General features: G+C 51.1%; 14 protein-coding genes. 8 read left to right on the top strand and 6 right to left on the bottom strand.

Going from position 1 to position 15,067, the window contains the following annotated elements; all coding sequences use genetic code 11:
• Window positions 1–108 precede the first annotated feature (108 nt).
• Window positions 109–1,173, top strand: a complete 1,065-nt coding sequence (locus B5F83_RS03275; RefSeq protein WP_087276618.1) for an ATP-binding protein — start codon at window positions 109–111, stop codon at window positions 1,171–1,173.
• Between the two features lies 1 nt (window position 1,174).
• The gene (locus B5F83_RS03270; RefSeq protein ID WP_087276621.1) at window positions 1,175–1,873 is read left to right on the top strand and encodes a Sir2 family NAD-dependent protein deacetylase; all 699 of its coding nucleotides are present in this window, start codon (window positions 1,175–1,177) and stop codon (window positions 1,871–1,873) included.
• Here B5F83_RS03270 and B5F83_RS03265 read toward each other — a convergent pair.
• Genes B5F83_RS03265 through B5F83_RS03240 form a run of 6 tightly spaced genes read right to left on the bottom strand, consistent with a single transcriptional unit; the run spans window position 1,870 to window position 10,026 of the window.
• Complete coding sequence (locus B5F83_RS03265) at window positions 1,870–4,491, bottom strand: BatD family protein (RefSeq protein ID WP_087276623.1); 2,622 nt, start codon at window positions 4,489–4,491, stop codon at window positions 1,870–1,872. The genes B5F83_RS03270 and B5F83_RS03265 overlap by 4 nt on opposite strands.
• Window positions 4,492–4,508: 17 nt before the next feature.
• Complete coding sequence (locus B5F83_RS03260; RefSeq protein ID WP_087276626.1) at window positions 4,509–6,212, bottom strand: VWA domain-containing protein; 1,704 nt, start codon at window positions 6,210–6,212, stop codon at window positions 4,509–4,511.
• Window position 6,213: 1 nt separating this feature from the next.
• Window positions 6,214–7,200, bottom strand: coding sequence for a VWA domain-containing protein (locus tag B5F83_RS03255; protein ID WP_087276628.1), 987 nt, complete (start codon window positions 7,198–7,200; stop codon window positions 6,214–6,216).
• Complete coding sequence (locus B5F83_RS03250) at window positions 7,200–8,135, bottom strand: hypothetical protein (protein WP_087276631.1); 936 nt, start codon at window positions 8,133–8,135, stop codon at window positions 7,200–7,202. Before B5F83_RS03250 ends, B5F83_RS03255 begins: the two co-directional genes overlap by 1 nt.
• A gap of 1 nt (window position 8,136) precedes the next feature.
• Window positions 8,137–9,018: a DUF58 domain-containing protein gene (locus B5F83_RS03245; protein WP_087276634.1), complete on the bottom strand. Its 882-nt coding sequence runs from the start codon at window positions 9,016–9,018 to the stop codon at window positions 8,137–8,139.
• A gap of 12 nt (window positions 9,019–9,030) precedes the next feature.
• Complete coding sequence (locus B5F83_RS03240) at window positions 9,031–10,026, bottom strand: AAA family ATPase (RefSeq protein WP_087276637.1); 996 nt, start codon at window positions 10,024–10,026, stop codon at window positions 9,031–9,033.
• 45 nt (window positions 10,027–10,071) lie between these two features.
• Between B5F83_RS03240 and truA the strand changes: the two genes are divergently transcribed.
• The 6 genes from truA to era all read left to right on the top strand — a co-directional run bounded on the left by truA (window position 10,072) and on the right by era (window position 15,036).
• Window positions 10,072–10,860 (top strand): tRNA pseudouridine(38-40) synthase TruA, encoded by a 789-nt coding sequence (gene truA, locus B5F83_RS03235; protein ID WP_087276640.1) that lies wholly within the window; start codon window positions 10,072–10,074, stop codon window positions 10,858–10,860.
• A gap of 64 nt (window positions 10,861–10,924) precedes the next feature.
• Window positions 10,925–11,632 carry a MotA/TolQ/ExbB proton channel family protein gene (locus tag B5F83_RS03230; RefSeq protein ID WP_087276643.1) on the top strand — a complete coding sequence of 236 codons (708 nt, stop codon included), beginning with the start codon at window positions 10,925–10,927 and terminating at the stop codon, window positions 11,630–11,632.
• A gap of 6 nt (window positions 11,633–11,638) precedes the next feature.
• Entirely contained in the window at window positions 11,639–12,052 is a 414-nt protein-coding gene (locus B5F83_RS03225; protein WP_087276646.1) for a biopolymer transporter ExbD, read from the top strand.
• Window positions 12,053–12,072: 20 nt separating this feature from the next.
• The gene (locus tag B5F83_RS03220; RefSeq protein WP_087325236.1) at window positions 12,073–12,876 is read left to right on the top strand and encodes a hypothetical protein; all 804 of its coding nucleotides are present in this window, start codon (window positions 12,073–12,075) and stop codon (window positions 12,874–12,876) included.
• 4 nt (window positions 12,877–12,880) lie between these two features.
• Window positions 12,881–14,134 (top strand): pseudouridine synthase, encoded by a 1,254-nt coding sequence (locus tag B5F83_RS03215; protein WP_087276652.1) that lies wholly within the window; start codon window positions 12,881–12,883, stop codon window positions 14,132–14,134.
• Window positions 14,134–15,036 carry a GTPase Era gene (era, locus tag B5F83_RS03210; protein ID WP_087276655.1) on the top strand — a complete coding sequence of 301 codons (903 nt, stop codon included), beginning with the start codon at window positions 14,134–14,136 and terminating at the stop codon, window positions 15,034–15,036. The genes B5F83_RS03215 and era overlap by 1 nt, the downstream gene beginning before the upstream one ends.
• Window positions 15,037–15,067 lie beyond the last annotated feature (31 nt).

The following is a 15,067-nucleotide window of genomic DNA, read 5'->3' as shown; positions in this document are numbered from 1 at the left end:
CGGCACTTATTCGGGCTCCACGGCCTTCCGGTATTGAGGGTGCAAAATTAGTATTTTTTATTTAATCTGCAAAATATTCTCTATTTTTGTAAAAAACCAAGAAGGACAATGGACAAACCGTTCCAATACGACAAATACGCCACGGGAAAGGATTTCATCGGACGTAGAAGAGAATCGATAACAATCGAAAGCATGCTGAGAAGCAACCAGAACGTCCTGCTTTACGATGCCCCGAAAACCGGGAAGGGCTCGCTCATAAGGCATGCACTTTACGACCTGAAAATCAGTTCCTACCCGTTCATCGCCGGGCATATAAGCCTGGCCTGCATCCGTAGCAGGGACACGTTCCTGCGCGAATACGCCTCTACCCTGTTGAAATCCGCCGCTGCCGACGACGGCGAAGCCGAAGACCTTGCCAGAGAATATCTTTCCGATACGGATTTCGAGACCGCCGCCCTTTCGCTCCCCGAGAAACTGGCCCTTCATTTTTCCGTGCCGGTCATCGTAATCATCGAGCAGTTCCAGAACTTCATGCTGTTCGACGACTGGGAAGACATGCTTGAAACCCTCGAAATAGCATGGAGCGGACGGGAAAGGGCGACATACGTGCTTTCGGGGTCGAAAATCAACGCGATGAAGGATATTTTCGAAAACAGGAAACATTTCTACCGTTTCGCCGAATACGTACCGCTGGAGCCGATAGATGAAAAAGAAATCACCGAATACATAATCAGGGGATTTTCAAAGGGCGGGAAAATCATTGAAAGGGACCTCTGCCTCGGAATCGCAAGGCTGTTCGAAAGCAACTGCTGGTATATAAACCAGTTCCTGTCAATCTGCGATTCGCTTTCAAGAGGGTTCATCAATGAAGGGATACTCGTGGAAGCCCTCGAAATGCTCGTTTCCGCCCACAGTCTGCGTTTCCGCGAGGCCGCCGACGGGATGACCGGCTTCCAGATAAACATGCTGAGGGCCATACTCGACGGAACGGTAAAACTGAGTTCTTCCGATACGATAGAAAAATACGGACTGAATTCTTCGGCCAATGTCCGCAGGCTCAAGGACGCTCTTGAAAAAAAGGAAATCGTGGTTTTCGACGGGGACGACGTCCCGCGCATCATAGACCCGCTTTTCAAATATTGGATGAAAAAATATTATTTCGCAATACAGTAAAATGAAACGCATAGCAATTCTTACCGGCGCCGGAGTCAGCGCGGAAAGCGGCATCAAAACATTCAGGGACAGTGGAGGCCTTTGGGAAAATTATCCCGTCGAAGAGGTCGCAAGCATCGAAGGATGGCACCGCAATCCCGGGCTGATGCTCGAATTTTACAATGAACGCCGCAGGCAGCTTGCCGGAAGCAAGCCCAACGAGGCCCACAGGACAATAGCGGGACTCGAAGCAAAATATAAGGTCGACGTCATAACGCAGAACGTAGACAACCTGCACGAAAGGGCGGGCAGCACCCATGTGCTCCACCTGCACGGGGAACTGACGAAAGTCCGTCCGGAAAATTGTTACAACGACAGGGACGGCTTTTCGGAGGAATCCGTATTCGACATCGGCTATGAACCGATACATTTGGGAGACAAGGCACCAAACGGGGCCCAGTTACGCCCCCACATTGTCTGGTTCGGGGAACCGGTGCCGAATATCGAGAAAGCCATAGACATCGTGGCCGCCGCGGACATCCTGGTAATAGTAGGCACGTCCCTCCAGGTATATCCGGCCGCGGGACTATACAGATACGCCGGCTTCGACACCCCGATTTACATCATAGACCCGAAACCGGCACTGCTTAACGACGGAAGGATAACCTCAATAGCGATGAAAGCCACCGACGGCATGCGGAAACTCGCCACGATGCTTTAGATTGTCTCTATATCCTTCCCTTCCATCCAGCCCTGGCGGCCATCGGCGATTTCCACCTTGGACCAGTCGCCGAGGACTTCCAGTATTTCCACTTTCGTCCCCTCGTGAAGGACGAAAAGGCTTTTCGTATTTTCATCCGACGGAGAGCTCCTCACCGACGATACGGCAGAGACCACTATGCCATAGTCTTCGGACATATAATCAGCCTTCCTCGCGAATGAAAACGACAGGGATATCAACGAGAAAACGAACAGGACCGTTCCGGTGACGAAAAGCGCCGCCTTGCCTGCCCTTACGGCCCTGACGAAGAAAAATATCAGGAAAACCACAGCCGAAGCGGCAAACAGAACGATGAAAAGGACGGCCCAGCCGTCGGAACTCATCGACAGGCCGAGATTGTCAACCCATGTTTTGAGAATGAAATCCGGGACTTTTTCTATACGGTCAACAGTAAAGCCGTTGGCCATCTCCAGATTGTTGCGGGCATCCTCGAAAGAAGGATTCAGTTTCAGGGCCCTTTCGTAATTCAGTATGGCATACGGCAGATTGCCCGATTTGTAATACGCATTGCCCATATTGTAATACAGCCTGTCCGACTCGTAACCTGCCGAAAGCACGGAACCGTATTTTTCTATCGCGCCGGCCCAGTCTCCATCCTCATAATCGGCATTGGCTGCCGCCCAGGCATCCATCGGATTGTCCGCAGCGGACTCCGCATGCACGGTGCCCGCACCGGCAACCGCCAGGGCAAACACGAGGACAGCCGTCCTGACACCGCCGCTTCTGCCGTTTTTCCTTGCCTTTATCATACCGTCTATCTTCGAAATCACGTTTACAGCTTCATTATAGTGGTTCTGCATGGCATCGTTCCCGGCATCGGGAGAATACCTTGCAAATTCGCACGCATCTATCAGGCCGAGGAAAGCATCCCTCGTGCTTTCATCCACGCCACGCCCGGCAAGCCCTCCGGCAATGTTTTCCTTTGTCATATCCACAGCGGCCATGGACAGCTTGTCGGACACATAGCCCAGCAAAGCCTTGTGCAACTCTTCATAGAAGGCCGAATACATGCCGCCTTTCAGATATTCTCCGGCCGCATGCAGGCGCTTCAGGGCCATTTTCGTCGCCTTCCTGTTCCTTACCGACACCAGATCCGAATTTCTCTTTATGAGTTTCCTCCCGGCCGCCAAAACTATGGCGAAAACGGCGATAACCGCCCCGGTCAATATGTAAAACGCCGGTGAAGCTATGAAGAAATGCCCCGAACGGCGGAAACCCGGCTCCCCTGTCGCAATGAAACGTATGTCCTCGTTAAGATTTTTCACCGACTGCCTGTTGACTCCCGGAGCGAAAACCCCGCCCTTGTCCTCCTCGCCCTGCAGGACGGTCAGACGGATAGGCTTGCTGCGCAAAGTGACGTATTTGCGCGACTGGATATCATAATACGTATATTCGACAGGTTCCAGGTCGAATGTGCCCGTACTGCGCGGGATGAAAGGATATTCGTATGACCTCACACCCGACGTCAAAGGATTTTTGCCCGAATTTCCGTACGACAGGGTCTTGACGTCGTATGATTCGAAATCGGCAGGGAAAGAAACCTGCGGAGGCTCCGTAAGTACGATATTGCCCGTTCCGGTAATGGAAACATTAAGCGTGGCCGCTTCATGGGTTTTCAGAGTATCCTTGTTTACCGACACCTCCATGGAAAATTTTCCGACTCCGCCCTTGAAAGACTCGGGCGCGCCCGAAGGCAGCGGGGATACGTCCACCGTTATGCTTTCAGTCCTGAGACGTTTGCGTATGGACTGATAATTGTCGAAAAAGCTGTCGAAAATGCTCGCCCCGCCCCTCGGGGAATTCCTTTCAATCACTACGGCTACCATCTCCGCCGGTTCTATCACGAGGCTTCCGCTCTGCTGCGGGATTATCATATAACGCCTCAACAGGGCGCTCTGGTACAGGCGGCCGCCAACGTTTTCCCTCTGGAAATCGAGGTTCACCGGAGCATCTATTTCCTGACTCCAGAAACCGTTGAACACAGGGAACTGCGGGCTTTCCACACCGCTGAGGTCCGCATTTGTATAGAGTTTCAGGGTAGCGATTATAGGCTCTCCGACGACAACCTTTTTCTTGTTGAGAGACAACGAAATGAACACATCGTCCGATGAAGTGCGGGAGGTTTGCCCCGATGAAGTTTCCCCGGATGTGCTCCCGCCGGAAGATGGTGCGGAGGCCGCTATGACCTCTATGGACACTTCCGAAGACGAACACTCTTTTCCGCTTATGACAGCCGAAGCAGAAGGAATCGAACACCTTCCCTCCTTTTTGGCCTCAATCACGTATGAAAACGTATGGGTTTCGGTTCTCGAACTCTTTCCGTTGTTGTTTACATAGCTGGTACTGTATCCGGCAACCGGGCCCCATACAAGATTGAAATCCCCTCCCGGCTCCCACTTGAAATCCTCTACTTTGGAGCCTTCGGCCGAAAATACGACACTGAACCTTTCCCCTACGGCGACCACTCTCGGGGCCTGCACCGAAAGGTTCTGTGAAAACAGCGGGAAGCAGATGGCCATAAAGGCCAGCAGCATGGTTAATTTCAACCTATTTATCATATTCGCACCTCTAATTTTTACCAATTCTTCTCTTTTTCCTTGGACTTAAGCGCTTTCGCCTTTTCCTTGTTTACCTTGTCCTGGGTCTTCTTCTCTTTTGCCTGGATTGCCTGAAGCATCTGCTGGGCAGCCTGAGGAGTAATAGAGGACTGGGACTGCTGCCGGTTGTCCTGACTCTGCCTGTCGTCCTGTTTGTTGTCGTCAGGAGGATTCTGCTGTTGGTTGTCCTGATTTTGCTGATTGTCCTTCCGGTCATTGTCCTTATTGTCCTGATTGTCCTGGTTCTGCTGCTGGTTCTGTTGGTTCTGCTGGTCTTTCAGCATTTTCTGGGCGTATGCGAGATTTTCCTTGGCATCCAGGTCGGCAGGATTGCGCCTCAAGGCGTTCTTATAAGACTCTACAGCCTTCGCATAATCCTTTTTCTCCAAAGCCAGGTTGCCTACATTGTAATGATAGTCGGAAAAATACTTCCCGAGATCCGTCGAATCGGCCAGCTTTCCGTAAAATGAAGCGGCCGCATCGAAATTGCCCTGCCTGTAGAGGGTGTTGGCCAGGTTGTAATTGGCCGCCACGGACATGGAATCCTTGAGCAGTGCCTTCCTGTAATCGATGTCGGCCTTGCCGTAAGACTCACGCTTGAAATCCCTGTTGCCCTTGCGTACTTCGCTCCTGTCCGGCTGGGCGGAAGCGACTGTAACCGACAGGGCAAGGACCAGCGCCGTAGCAAAAAGTTTTCTGCCCGTCCTCCTCTCGCCTATGAGCATCTCGATGACAAGGAGCGCCAAGGCTATTGCAAAAAAATACATATACTGTTCGTCAAAATCTTCAAATACGACGGACTTGAATCTTTCCGCATCCATGCTGCGGATTTCATCTATTATCGGGTTCAGTCCGAATTCGCTGTTTCCGGCCCGCACATAAAGCCCGTTTCCCACGGAAGCCACTTCCTTCAGGACGGATTCGTCGAGTTTCGTCACCACTATGTTCCCGTCCTTGTCTTTCAAAAGCGAGCCGTCGTAAGGTATCGGCTCTCCCTCGGGCGAGCCCACCCCTATGCAGAAGACCCTGATGCCCATATCGGCAGCCTCTTTCGCGACTGCCACGGGATCGTCTTCATGGTTTTCTCCATCGGTTATCAGTATGATGGCCCTGCTGCCTTCGCTCTGGGAACTGAAACTCCTTATGGAAGTCATCAGGGCGTCCCCGATTGCGGTTCCCTGTACCGGAATCGATTCGGTCGAAATGGAATTCAGGAAAATCTTCGCCGATACGTAATCGGCGGTTATTGGAAGCTGTACGAAGGACGAACCGGCGAAAATCACAAGCCCTATCCTGTCGTCCCGGAGCCTGTCCACAAGGGCCGATATCGAAAGTTTGGCCCGTTCAAGCCTGTTGGGGGAATAATCCTCTGCAAGCATCGAGTTGGAAACGTCCAGGGCTATGACGATTTCGGCCCCGCGTTTTTCCTGCTCCTTCAGCCTCGCCCCTATCTGAGGGCGCATCAGGCCTATGACAAAGAAGAAAAATGCGGTCGAAAACAGGGAAATCCTGACCCACCCCTTCGCTTTCGAGCGCGAAGGCATCAGAGACCCCACAAGTTCCGGATTGCCGATTCTCGCTATCTTGCGTTTGCGCAGCCTGCGCATTATACCGTATACTATGAAGAAAACGGGAATGAGCAGAAACAGAAAAATATATTGCGGATTGGCAAAATTTATCATATTACGGCAACCTCCTAACAATTAAAAGCCTGAAGAGCATTTCCACCAACAACGCCACCAAAGCCCAAAAAGCATAATCCATATACAGTTCCTTGTAAACGGGGAAACTGTCCACGGTCGTCCGTGTTTTCTCCATCTGGTTGATTTCCCCGTATATTTCCATAAGTTTCGTATTGTCCGTGGCACGGAAATATTTTCCTCCTGTCTTTTCCGCTATCTCCTTCAGCAACTGCTCGTCTATTTCGACCTTTACCTGCTGGAGTTCCACTCCCCACGGGGTCATGACCGGATAAGGTGCGACACCTTCCGCCCCGACACCTATGGTATATACCCTCACGCCATAGGTTTCGGCTATCTCGGCAGCCATCTGGGGTGAAATCTCTCCGCTGTTATTCACACCGTCCGTAAGAAGTATTATCACACGGCTTTTGGCATCCGAGTCCTTCATCCTCGCCACGGCGGTCGCCAGACCGTTTCCTATGGCGGTACCGTCATCAATCAGGCCTATCTCCACCTCTTTCATCAGGTTGATCAGGGTCTGCCTGTCGGTAGTCAGCGGGGACTGGGTATAACTTTCACCAGCAAAAACCACTATGCCCATCCTGTCGGACGGACGTTGCGATATGAACTGTATGGCTATGTCCTTCGCCGCGCCTATCCTGTCCGGAACGAAATCGCGTGCGGCCATGGAAGTGGAGACATCCATCGCCAGCACTATGTCTATCCCTTCGGTGTCGACATTCTCAAAATTGTCCGAAGACCTCGGCCTTGCAATCGCCACTATTATCAGGGCTATTGCGCACATTCGCATGGCAAAGGGGACATGACGGGCAATCTTGGCGGCATATCCTCCCCGGCCCTTCCACGGAAGCACGGATGAAACCCTGACATGCGGAATCCTCCCCTTGTACTCCATATATAAATAATGGAGGAGCAAAGGCACCAGCAACAATTCCAACCACAGCAACTCCGGATATTCGAAAAACATCACATTCCCTCCTCTATATCATGCTGATAAGTATCATTGACAAATTTTACCGCGACAGGTACTGCCGACGCATTCTCCTGCTCGCTCGCCACGTATTTGGCGAATTTGACGAAATCGGCCCTTTCGAAAAGGGTTTTCAGGTCGCCGCACACCGTCTTGTCGCCGACTTCCTTTTCAAGTTCCGGGAAAATCTCGGAAGTAGTCATTTCCATGGCCGATATCCCGTAACGTGCGGCTATGTATTCGCGAACGGCATCGGTAACCCCCGTATAGAACTGCTTCTGTTTCGACGGTTCCCAGTATTTGGAGCCGCGATACGAATCGAGTTTTCTCAAAGCCGTGATATGTGCCGGCTCCCGGTACGCACTGCCGGCTTTCTTCCTGCGCTTCAAGAGCCAGACAAGTCCCAGCACGACAAGGCACAGGGCAATGGCTCCGCCCAACCACGGCAGTATCTCCATGAAGGTAATGGGATACCTTATCTGTCCCTTTATGTCGTGTTTTACAAATGATGCCGTATCTATCGGGAAGGTGGTCACATGGAGGGTGTCGCCCCTGAAAGCGAGGGTGTCGACGGTACCGTCCGGCCGTTCCACCTCCACTTTTACAGGAGGCAGGACGAAAGAACCGCTGTCGAACGAAGTCAGTACCACGGAGCCTTCCATATCCAGCATTCCCTTACGCGATTTCAACGTATCCAATTCGAAGCCGGAGATAATCTCAACCCCGTCCACGGCTGGAAAGTCCGGAATACGGAGTATGCTCCCGTCCTCTACCGAAAACCTGAGGCCGTACCGTATCTGGTCTCCGATAAGTACGGAATCACGTCCCTGCAAATTCCTGAAAACAGGCTCCCCGTCCGCCTCCGCGAATAAGGAGGAAGCGGGAATCTGTACAAACAGCACCAGAAGCAACAATCTTAAAAACCTGAACATATCACCTGTTTTTGAAAAGAGCCATCAGTCCCTTGACATAGTCATGGTCCGTGGCTATGCTGACATTGTCTATCTTGTATTTGTTCAATAGGCTACGTGTGGATTCGTATGCCTTTCGGGTCCATTCCCTGTAGAAATCCCTCACCCTGCGGCTCGAAGTATCCACCCACATTCCTTCTCCGCTTTCCGAGTCGATTACATGCATCAGGCCTACGGAAGGCATTTCCCTCTCCATCCTGTCGTAGACATTGATGGCCGCCAGGTCATGGCGGTTGACGGCCACCTTGAGCACGTCTTCATAGCGCGGATTGCCGTCCTTGTCCAGATCCATCAGATCCGAAAGCAGGAAAGCCGTGCATTTGCGCTTGATGGCATTCGTAAGGAAACGCAGCGCACCGCCGATGTCGGTACCCCGGCCCTGGGGCTCGAATTCGAGGATTTCGCTTATTATCCTCAGAAGGTGGGTCCTTCCCTTTTTCGGAGGGATGAATTTTTCCACCCTGTCGCTGAAGAACAGGGCCCCGACCTTGTCATTGTTTATCGAGGCCGAGAAGGATATTACGGCGGCTATCTCCGCCATCATGTCCCGTTTGCTCTCCCCCACCGTTCCGAAAAGCCGGGAAGCGCTCACGTCTATGAGCAGCATTACGGTCAGCTCCCTTTCTTCCTCGAATACCTTCACATAGGGATTGTTCATGCGCGCGGTCACGTTCCAGTCCATATTGCGCACATCGTCCCCGTACTGATACTCGCGGACTTCGCTGAAGGCCATGCCCCGGCCCTTAAAGGCGGAGTGATACTCGCCCGCAAAAATCTGGTGGGAAAGCTTCCTCGTCTTTATCTCTATTTTCCTTACTTTCTTCAGAAGATCATTAGCAGCCATTGCAAACAACCATTAAGGAACTTCCACGGTATTGATTATGTCCGAAATAATCTGTTCGGAAGTGACATTCTCCGCTTCGGCCTCGTAAGTCAGCCCTATCCTGTGCCTGAGGACTTCGTAACATACGGCCCTGACGTCTTCCGGAATCACGTAACCCCTCCTGCGGATGAAGGCATAGGCCTTGGCGGCCATCGACAGCGAGATGGAAGCACGCGGCGAGGCTCCGTAGGAAATGAGCCCGGAAAGCTTCTTGAGTCCGTAATCGTCAGGAGTCCTTGTCGCATACACTATGTCGACTATGTAGCGCTCGATTTTTTCATCCATATAGACATCCCTTACGATTTCGCGGGCACGCACAATATCTTCCGGCTTCAGGACCGCGTTGGGTTTCGGGAAAGCCCCGCTGTTGTTCATCCTCACAATCAGACGTTCCTCCTCCTTCTTAGGATAACTGACCACCACCTTGAGCATGAAACGGTCCACCTGCGCCTCCGGAAGAGGATAGGTTCCCTCCTGCTCTATCGGGTTCTGGGTAGCCATCACAAGGAACGGTTCCGGCAACTTGAATGTCTGCTCGCCTATTGTCACCTGGCGCTCCTGCATCGCTTCGAGAAGGGCCGACTGCACTTTCGCCGGAGAACGGTTAATCTCATCGGCCAGGATGAAATTTGCGAAAATAGGACCTTTCTTGATTTGGAACTGTTCGCTTTTCTGGCTGTAAATCATCGTACCTATAAGGTCGGCCGGAAGAAGGTCCGGGGTAAACTGTATCCTGTTGAACTTCGCGTCCACAGCATTCGCGAGAGTATTTATCGCCAATGTCTTCGCAAGCCCCGGGACACCTTCGAGGAGGATGTGCCCGTTGGCGAGCAAACCTATCAACAGATTCTCTACCAGATGCTTCTGTCCGACAATCACCTTGCCCATTTCCATCGTAAGTATGTCGACAAAAGCGCTCTCGCTCTGTATCCTATCGTTCAACTCTTTGATGTTTACACTGTCCATAATCCAATTTTTTATAATTTTGTCATGTTTCTTTTAATACAAAAATATATGCGCTATAAAATAACTCTCTCATATTCGGGAGCCCCATACTGCGGATGGCAGTCACAGGACAATGCGCCCACGGTACAGGGGGAAGTCGAAAGGGCCCTCGCGCTTCTGCTCGGCGGCCCCGTGAAAGTAACGGGAGCCGGAAGGACGGATACAGGCGTGAACGCACTCGCCTATCCGGCACATTTCGATACTGACATACCGATTGACGCAACGTACCTCTTATACAAATTAAATGCCATTGTAGGAAAGGGCATTGCATTTCACTCGATAGAGAGGTGCCACGACGGTTTCCACGCAAGGTTCGATGCCACGAAGAGGACTTACAATTATTTCATCCACAGAAAAAAAGACCCTTTCGTGGATGAATTTTCATATTTTTATCCCTACGGTCTGGACGTAGCGGCCATGAACGAAGCGGCGGTCCTGCTCAAGGGCGAAATGGATTTCAGCGCCTTCGAAAAGACGGGGGCCGACAATGCCACGTCCGTATGCAATGTATTTTCCGCAGGCTGGAAAAACTATGTCCCTTCCCATCTGTCGGCGTGCGGACTCGCCCCGGAAGCCAACGGCGATTATCTGGTTTTCGAAATCTCGGCCAACCGTTTTCTGAGGAACATGGTAAGGGCCATTGTCGGCACGCTCCTCGAAATAGGCAGGGGGAAACACGGGCCGGAATGGATAACAGGGGTCATCGCCTCGAAAGACAGGGGAAAGGCGGGGCAGTCCGTCCCCGGGAAAGCCCTTTTCCTCACAAGAGTCGATTATCCCGACAAAAATGAAATTTAATTTTTCATAATTTGAAAACACTTCATATCTTTGCTGTCTTATTTTTAACAAATTTTAAAACGATATGATTTTGTCTTTATTGTCTGCTAATATCGATGCCGCCACTTCGGAAGCCGTGGCCGAGGTCTTGCCGGTAGAGGAGGAAATGAGTTTTTCATTAATCGACATGGCCGTAAAGGGAGGCTGGCTGATGCTTGTGCTCCTCGCGCTTTCAATCATAGCCATCTATATTTTCGGAAAGAAATGGTGGATGATAAGGAAGGCGGGAAAAATCGACAAGAATTTCATGAACGACATACACGACCTTATCCATGACGGGAAAATCAAGGCCGCCGTATCGCTGTGCGAGCAATACGATTCGCCGATTGCAAGACTGGTACAGAAGGGCATAGAAAGAATCGGCAGGCCGCTCCAGGACATTCAGACTACGGTGGAAAACACCGGAAACGTGGAGGTCGCAAGGCTTGAAAAGGGCATTCCGCTGCTGGCCACCGTTGCGGGAGGGGCGCCGATGATAGGTTTCCTCGGCACGGTAATGGGTATGATACAGGCGTTTTTCAACATGTCCCAGGCAGGTAACAATATCGACATAACCCTGCTTTCGGGAGGTATTTACACGGCCATGGTGACCACGGTAGGCGGACTCATCGTCGGCATCCTGGCTTATTTCGGATACAATTATCTGACGTCCAGCATTTCGGACCTCGTTTTCCGGATGGAAAGCACGACCATCGATTTCATGGACATACTCAACGAACCGGCTGAAAAATAATTTGCCATGGCCATAAAGAGAAGAACGAGCGTAGAAGCATCATTTTCGATGTCATCAATGACGGACATAGTGTTCCTGTTATTGATATTTTTCCTCGTGACATCGACTCTGATCAATCCCAACGCACTGAAACTGCTGCTCCCGAAGAGCACGGGCCAGGTGGCAGCAAAGGCGACGGCCAGCGTATCAATCAAGCATTACCCGGAAGAAGGGACGTTTTCCTACCATATAAACGGAGACATGACACCGGTCAGATTCGATGAAATCGAAGAAAGGCTCAACGTCATCCTCGGCAATGAGGAGGATCCGACATTCTCGATTTACGCGGACGAGACAGTACCGATAAGCGAAGTCGTGAAAGTCATGAACATCGCCAAGCGCAACCATTACAAAGTGATACTGGCCACATCGCCCGAATAATGCTAATACCGGATGGCAAGATGGGAGACTATAGACAGAAGAGGGAAGAAAACAGGAAGAAATCGGTTGCGGCAGGCCTTGTCGCGGCCGTATCTTTCCACGCCTTCCTGTTTCTGCTTTTATTCCTTGCCGGGATAAAATACATCGGTCCCGCTCCGGAGGAGACCGGAATCGAAATCTCTTTCGAGGAAGAGGAGGTTGAAAACGAACCGGAAGAGACCATAGAAATATCGGCGGGACCGGCACCTGAATCCCCTGCCGCGGACCCCGAAGAAGACATAAGGCTTGCAAAGGCTTCACAGGCCCCTTATGAGGGAGAAAAGCCGAATGTGGCGGAAGAAGCCGTAAATGACGATTTCGGAGATGTGGAAACTCCCGAGCCGCGGGAAGAAGAGAAGAAAAAGGAAATAGACAAGAGGGCCCTCTTCCCTTCAGCGGCAAACATGGAAGCCAAAGACACGCTTGCCGCCCAGACCGCCGCCTTCGTATCGGAAGCCCTGAGCGAAGGACACCCCCTCGGAAATACTACCGAAGGCGAAAACGAGGAGGGGCCCAACGCAAGGCTCGAAGGCCGTGAAGTGATACAGGCTTCGCTGTCCATGCCGGAATACGGCGTACAAATTGACGGGAAAATAATAATCGACATCTGGGTCGACCAATACGGAAACGTAAAGAATGCAGTGCCCGGAGACGGATGCACGATAACGAGCAAGGAGCTTTGGGATGCCGCGGTAAAAGCGGCGTACAAGGCGAAATTCAACAGGAGCTCAAACGCTCCGGTATTGCAAAGAGGCACTATAACATACATTTATAAATTAAAATAAGACAATGCTCAAAGATTTTCAACGCAAAGGGAGTTCCGCCGCTGATGGCGCAGCCCCTGAAAGGGTTTACCGGAAAAGGGAAAACCGTTCATTCAACGACAATCCAAGAAGAAGGGAGGAAGGAAGAAACGAAGGCTTCAGAAGGAGCGAAGACAGGGGCTTCAGAAGAAGCGAAGACAGAGACTTCGGCCGCAGAAAGAGCGAAGACCGGGGTTTCGGAAGAAACGAAGACAGGGGCTTCAGCCGCAGAAGGAATGAAGGCAGAGGCTTTGGAAGAAGCGAAGACAGAGACTTCGACCGCAGAAGGAATGAAGACCGGGGTTTCGGAAGAAACGAAAACAGGGGCTTCAGCCGCAGGAGGGATGAAGACAGAGGTTTCAGGCGCAATGACGGGGAAAGGCCGTCTTTCGAAAGACATGAATTCCGGGGAGAAAGCCGCAAATTCGGATTCGACAAGGAAAAACGTTTCGAAATAACGAGGAAAAAGAACCCGAGGGCCACAATCAAGAGCGCACAGAAAATCTACAAACGCGAAGAAGAGATAACCGGAGAGGTACGATTGAACAAGTTCATAGCCAATTCTGGAATCTGCTCCAGGAGAGAGGCCGACAAATACATCCAGGCCGGTGTCATAACGGTAAACGGAAACGTCGTGAGCGAATTGGGAGTCAAGGTAAAACCGACTGACGACATAAGGTTCAACGGCGAGCGCCTGTTGGGCGAAAAAAAAATATACATCGTAATGAACAAGCCCAAGGATTATGTGACCACTACGAGCGACCCGCATGCCGAGAAAACCGTAATGGATCTTCTAAAAGGTTGCAAACAAAGGGTATTCCCTGTGGGAAGGCTCGACAAATCCACTACCGGGGTACTTCTGTTCACGAATGACGGAAGGCTTGCAGACAAGCTGACACACCCTGCCTACAATAAAAAGAAGATATACCAGGTAACCCTCGACAGGAAACTCAGCAAGCCCGATTTTGACAAAATACTTGAAGGAATATGGCTTCCTGACGGGGAAATCCACGCCGATGAACTCGCATACACCGATGATACGCAGAAAGTCGTGGGCATTTCCATCCACTCCGGAAGGAACCGCATCATCAGAAGGATATTCGAGTCCCTCAACTACAAAATATTGAAACTCGACAGGGTATATTTCGCAGGCCTCACGAAGAAGAGGCTCACAAGGGGCGAATGGCGGTATCTCGAAGAGAAGGAAGTCAACATGTTGCTGATGGGGGCATACGAATAATGGATTCTCAACCTCAAATCAAAAGGCACAGGGCCGGTTTCGTAAACATCATCGGAAATCCGAATGTGGGGAAATCGACCCTTATGAACGCCCTCGTAGGCGAAAAGCTTTCCATAGTCACGGCAAAGGCACAGACGACAAGGCACAGAATCATGGGGATAGTGAACGGGGAAAACTACCAGATAGTGTACTCCGACACTCCGGGAATCCTGAAACCCGCATACCGTCTTCAGGAAGACATGCTCGACTTTGTCGATACGGCCCTGAGCGATGCCGACATCATCCTGTATGTTACCGATACCGTGGAAAAGAGGGACAAGAACTACGGATATATCGAAAAACTGAAGAAAATAGCATGTCCGGTAATCATAGTCCTCAACAAAATAGACATCAGCGACCAGGCCGCGGTCATGGGAATGATGGAAGAATGGAGGAAGGAACTGCCGGATGCCACCATTATCCCGGTTTCGGCAAAGGAGAAGTTCAATCTCGAAAATGTCTTCGACTCCATATTGGCGAATCTGCCGGAAGCTCCGGCGTGGTTCGACAAAGAGACTTTCACGGACAAAAGCCTGCGGTTCTTCGCTTCTGAAATCATCAGGGAAAAAATCTTCCTCAACTGTTCCCAGGAAGTACCTTACAGCTGCGAAGTTACCATAGAGCGTTTCAAGGAAAGCAGGGACAGATACGATATCAACGCCGTGATAAACGTCATGCGCGACAGCCAGAAAGGGATAATCATAGGCAAGAAGGGCTCGATGCTGAAGAAGATAGGCACAGAAGCCCGTCTGGACATGGAAGATTTTTTCGAAAAGAAGGTCTTTCTGGAACTTTTCGTAAAAGTGGAGCCCGACTGGAGAAACGAGAAAAAGGAATTGAAACGGTTCGGGTATGAATCGTAAAAACAATACGAACCGTAAATAAAATTTAAAG

Source organism: Muribaculum sp. An289 (assembly GCF_002159555.1).
GTDB lineage: Bacteria > Bacteroidota > Bacteroidia > Bacteroidales > UBA932 > Merdivivens > Merdivivens faecigallinarum.
Note: the sequence above shows the minus strand (reverse complement) of the source record. Positions and strands in the feature narration are given on the sequence as shown.

Excerpts from the sequence above, each read along its gene's own strand:
- B5F83_RS03275 (WP_087276618.1), top strand. The coding sequence starts at position 109 with ATGGACAAACCGTTCCAATACGACAAATACGCCACGGGAAAGGATTTC.
- B5F83_RS03270 (WP_087276621.1), top strand. The coding sequence starts at position 1,175 with ATGAAACGCATAGCAATTCTTACCGGCGCCGGAGTCAGCGCGGAAAGC.
- B5F83_RS03265 (WP_087276623.1), bottom strand. The coding sequence starts at position 4,491 with ATGATAAATAGGTTGAAATTAACCATGCTGCTGGCCTTTATGGCCATC.
- B5F83_RS03260 (WP_087276626.1), bottom strand. The coding sequence starts at position 6,212 with ATGATAAATTTTGCCAATCCGCAATATATTTTTCTGTTTCTGCTCATT.
- B5F83_RS03255 (WP_087276628.1), bottom strand. The coding sequence starts at position 7,200 with ATGTTTTTCGAATATCCGGAGTTGCTGTGGTTGGAATTGTTGCTGGTG.
- B5F83_RS03250 (WP_087276631.1), bottom strand. The coding sequence starts at position 8,135 with ATGTTCAGGTTTTTAAGATTGTTGCTTCTGGTGCTGTTTGTACAGATT.
- B5F83_RS03245 (WP_087276634.1), bottom strand. The coding sequence starts at position 9,018 with ATGGCTGCTAATGATCTTCTGAAGAAAGTAAGGAAAATAGAGATAAAG.
- truA (WP_087276640.1), top strand. The coding sequence starts at position 10,072 with ATGCGCTATAAAATAACTCTCTCATATTCGGGAGCCCCATACTGCGGA.
- B5F83_RS03230 (WP_087276643.1), top strand. The coding sequence starts at position 10,925 with ATGATTTTGTCTTTATTGTCTGCTAATATCGATGCCGCCACTTCGGAA.
- B5F83_RS03225 (WP_087276646.1), top strand. The coding sequence starts at position 11,639 with ATGGCCATAAAGAGAAGAACGAGCGTAGAAGCATCATTTTCGATGTCA.
- B5F83_RS03220 (WP_087325236.1), top strand. The coding sequence starts at position 12,073 with ATGGGAGACTATAGACAGAAGAGGGAAGAAAACAGGAAGAAATCGGTT.
- B5F83_RS03215 (WP_087276652.1), top strand. The coding sequence starts at position 12,881 with ATGCTCAAAGATTTTCAACGCAAAGGGAGTTCCGCCGCTGATGGCGCA.
- era (WP_087276655.1), top strand. The coding sequence starts at position 14,134 with ATGGATTCTCAACCTCAAATCAAAAGGCACAGGGCCGGTTTCGTAAAC.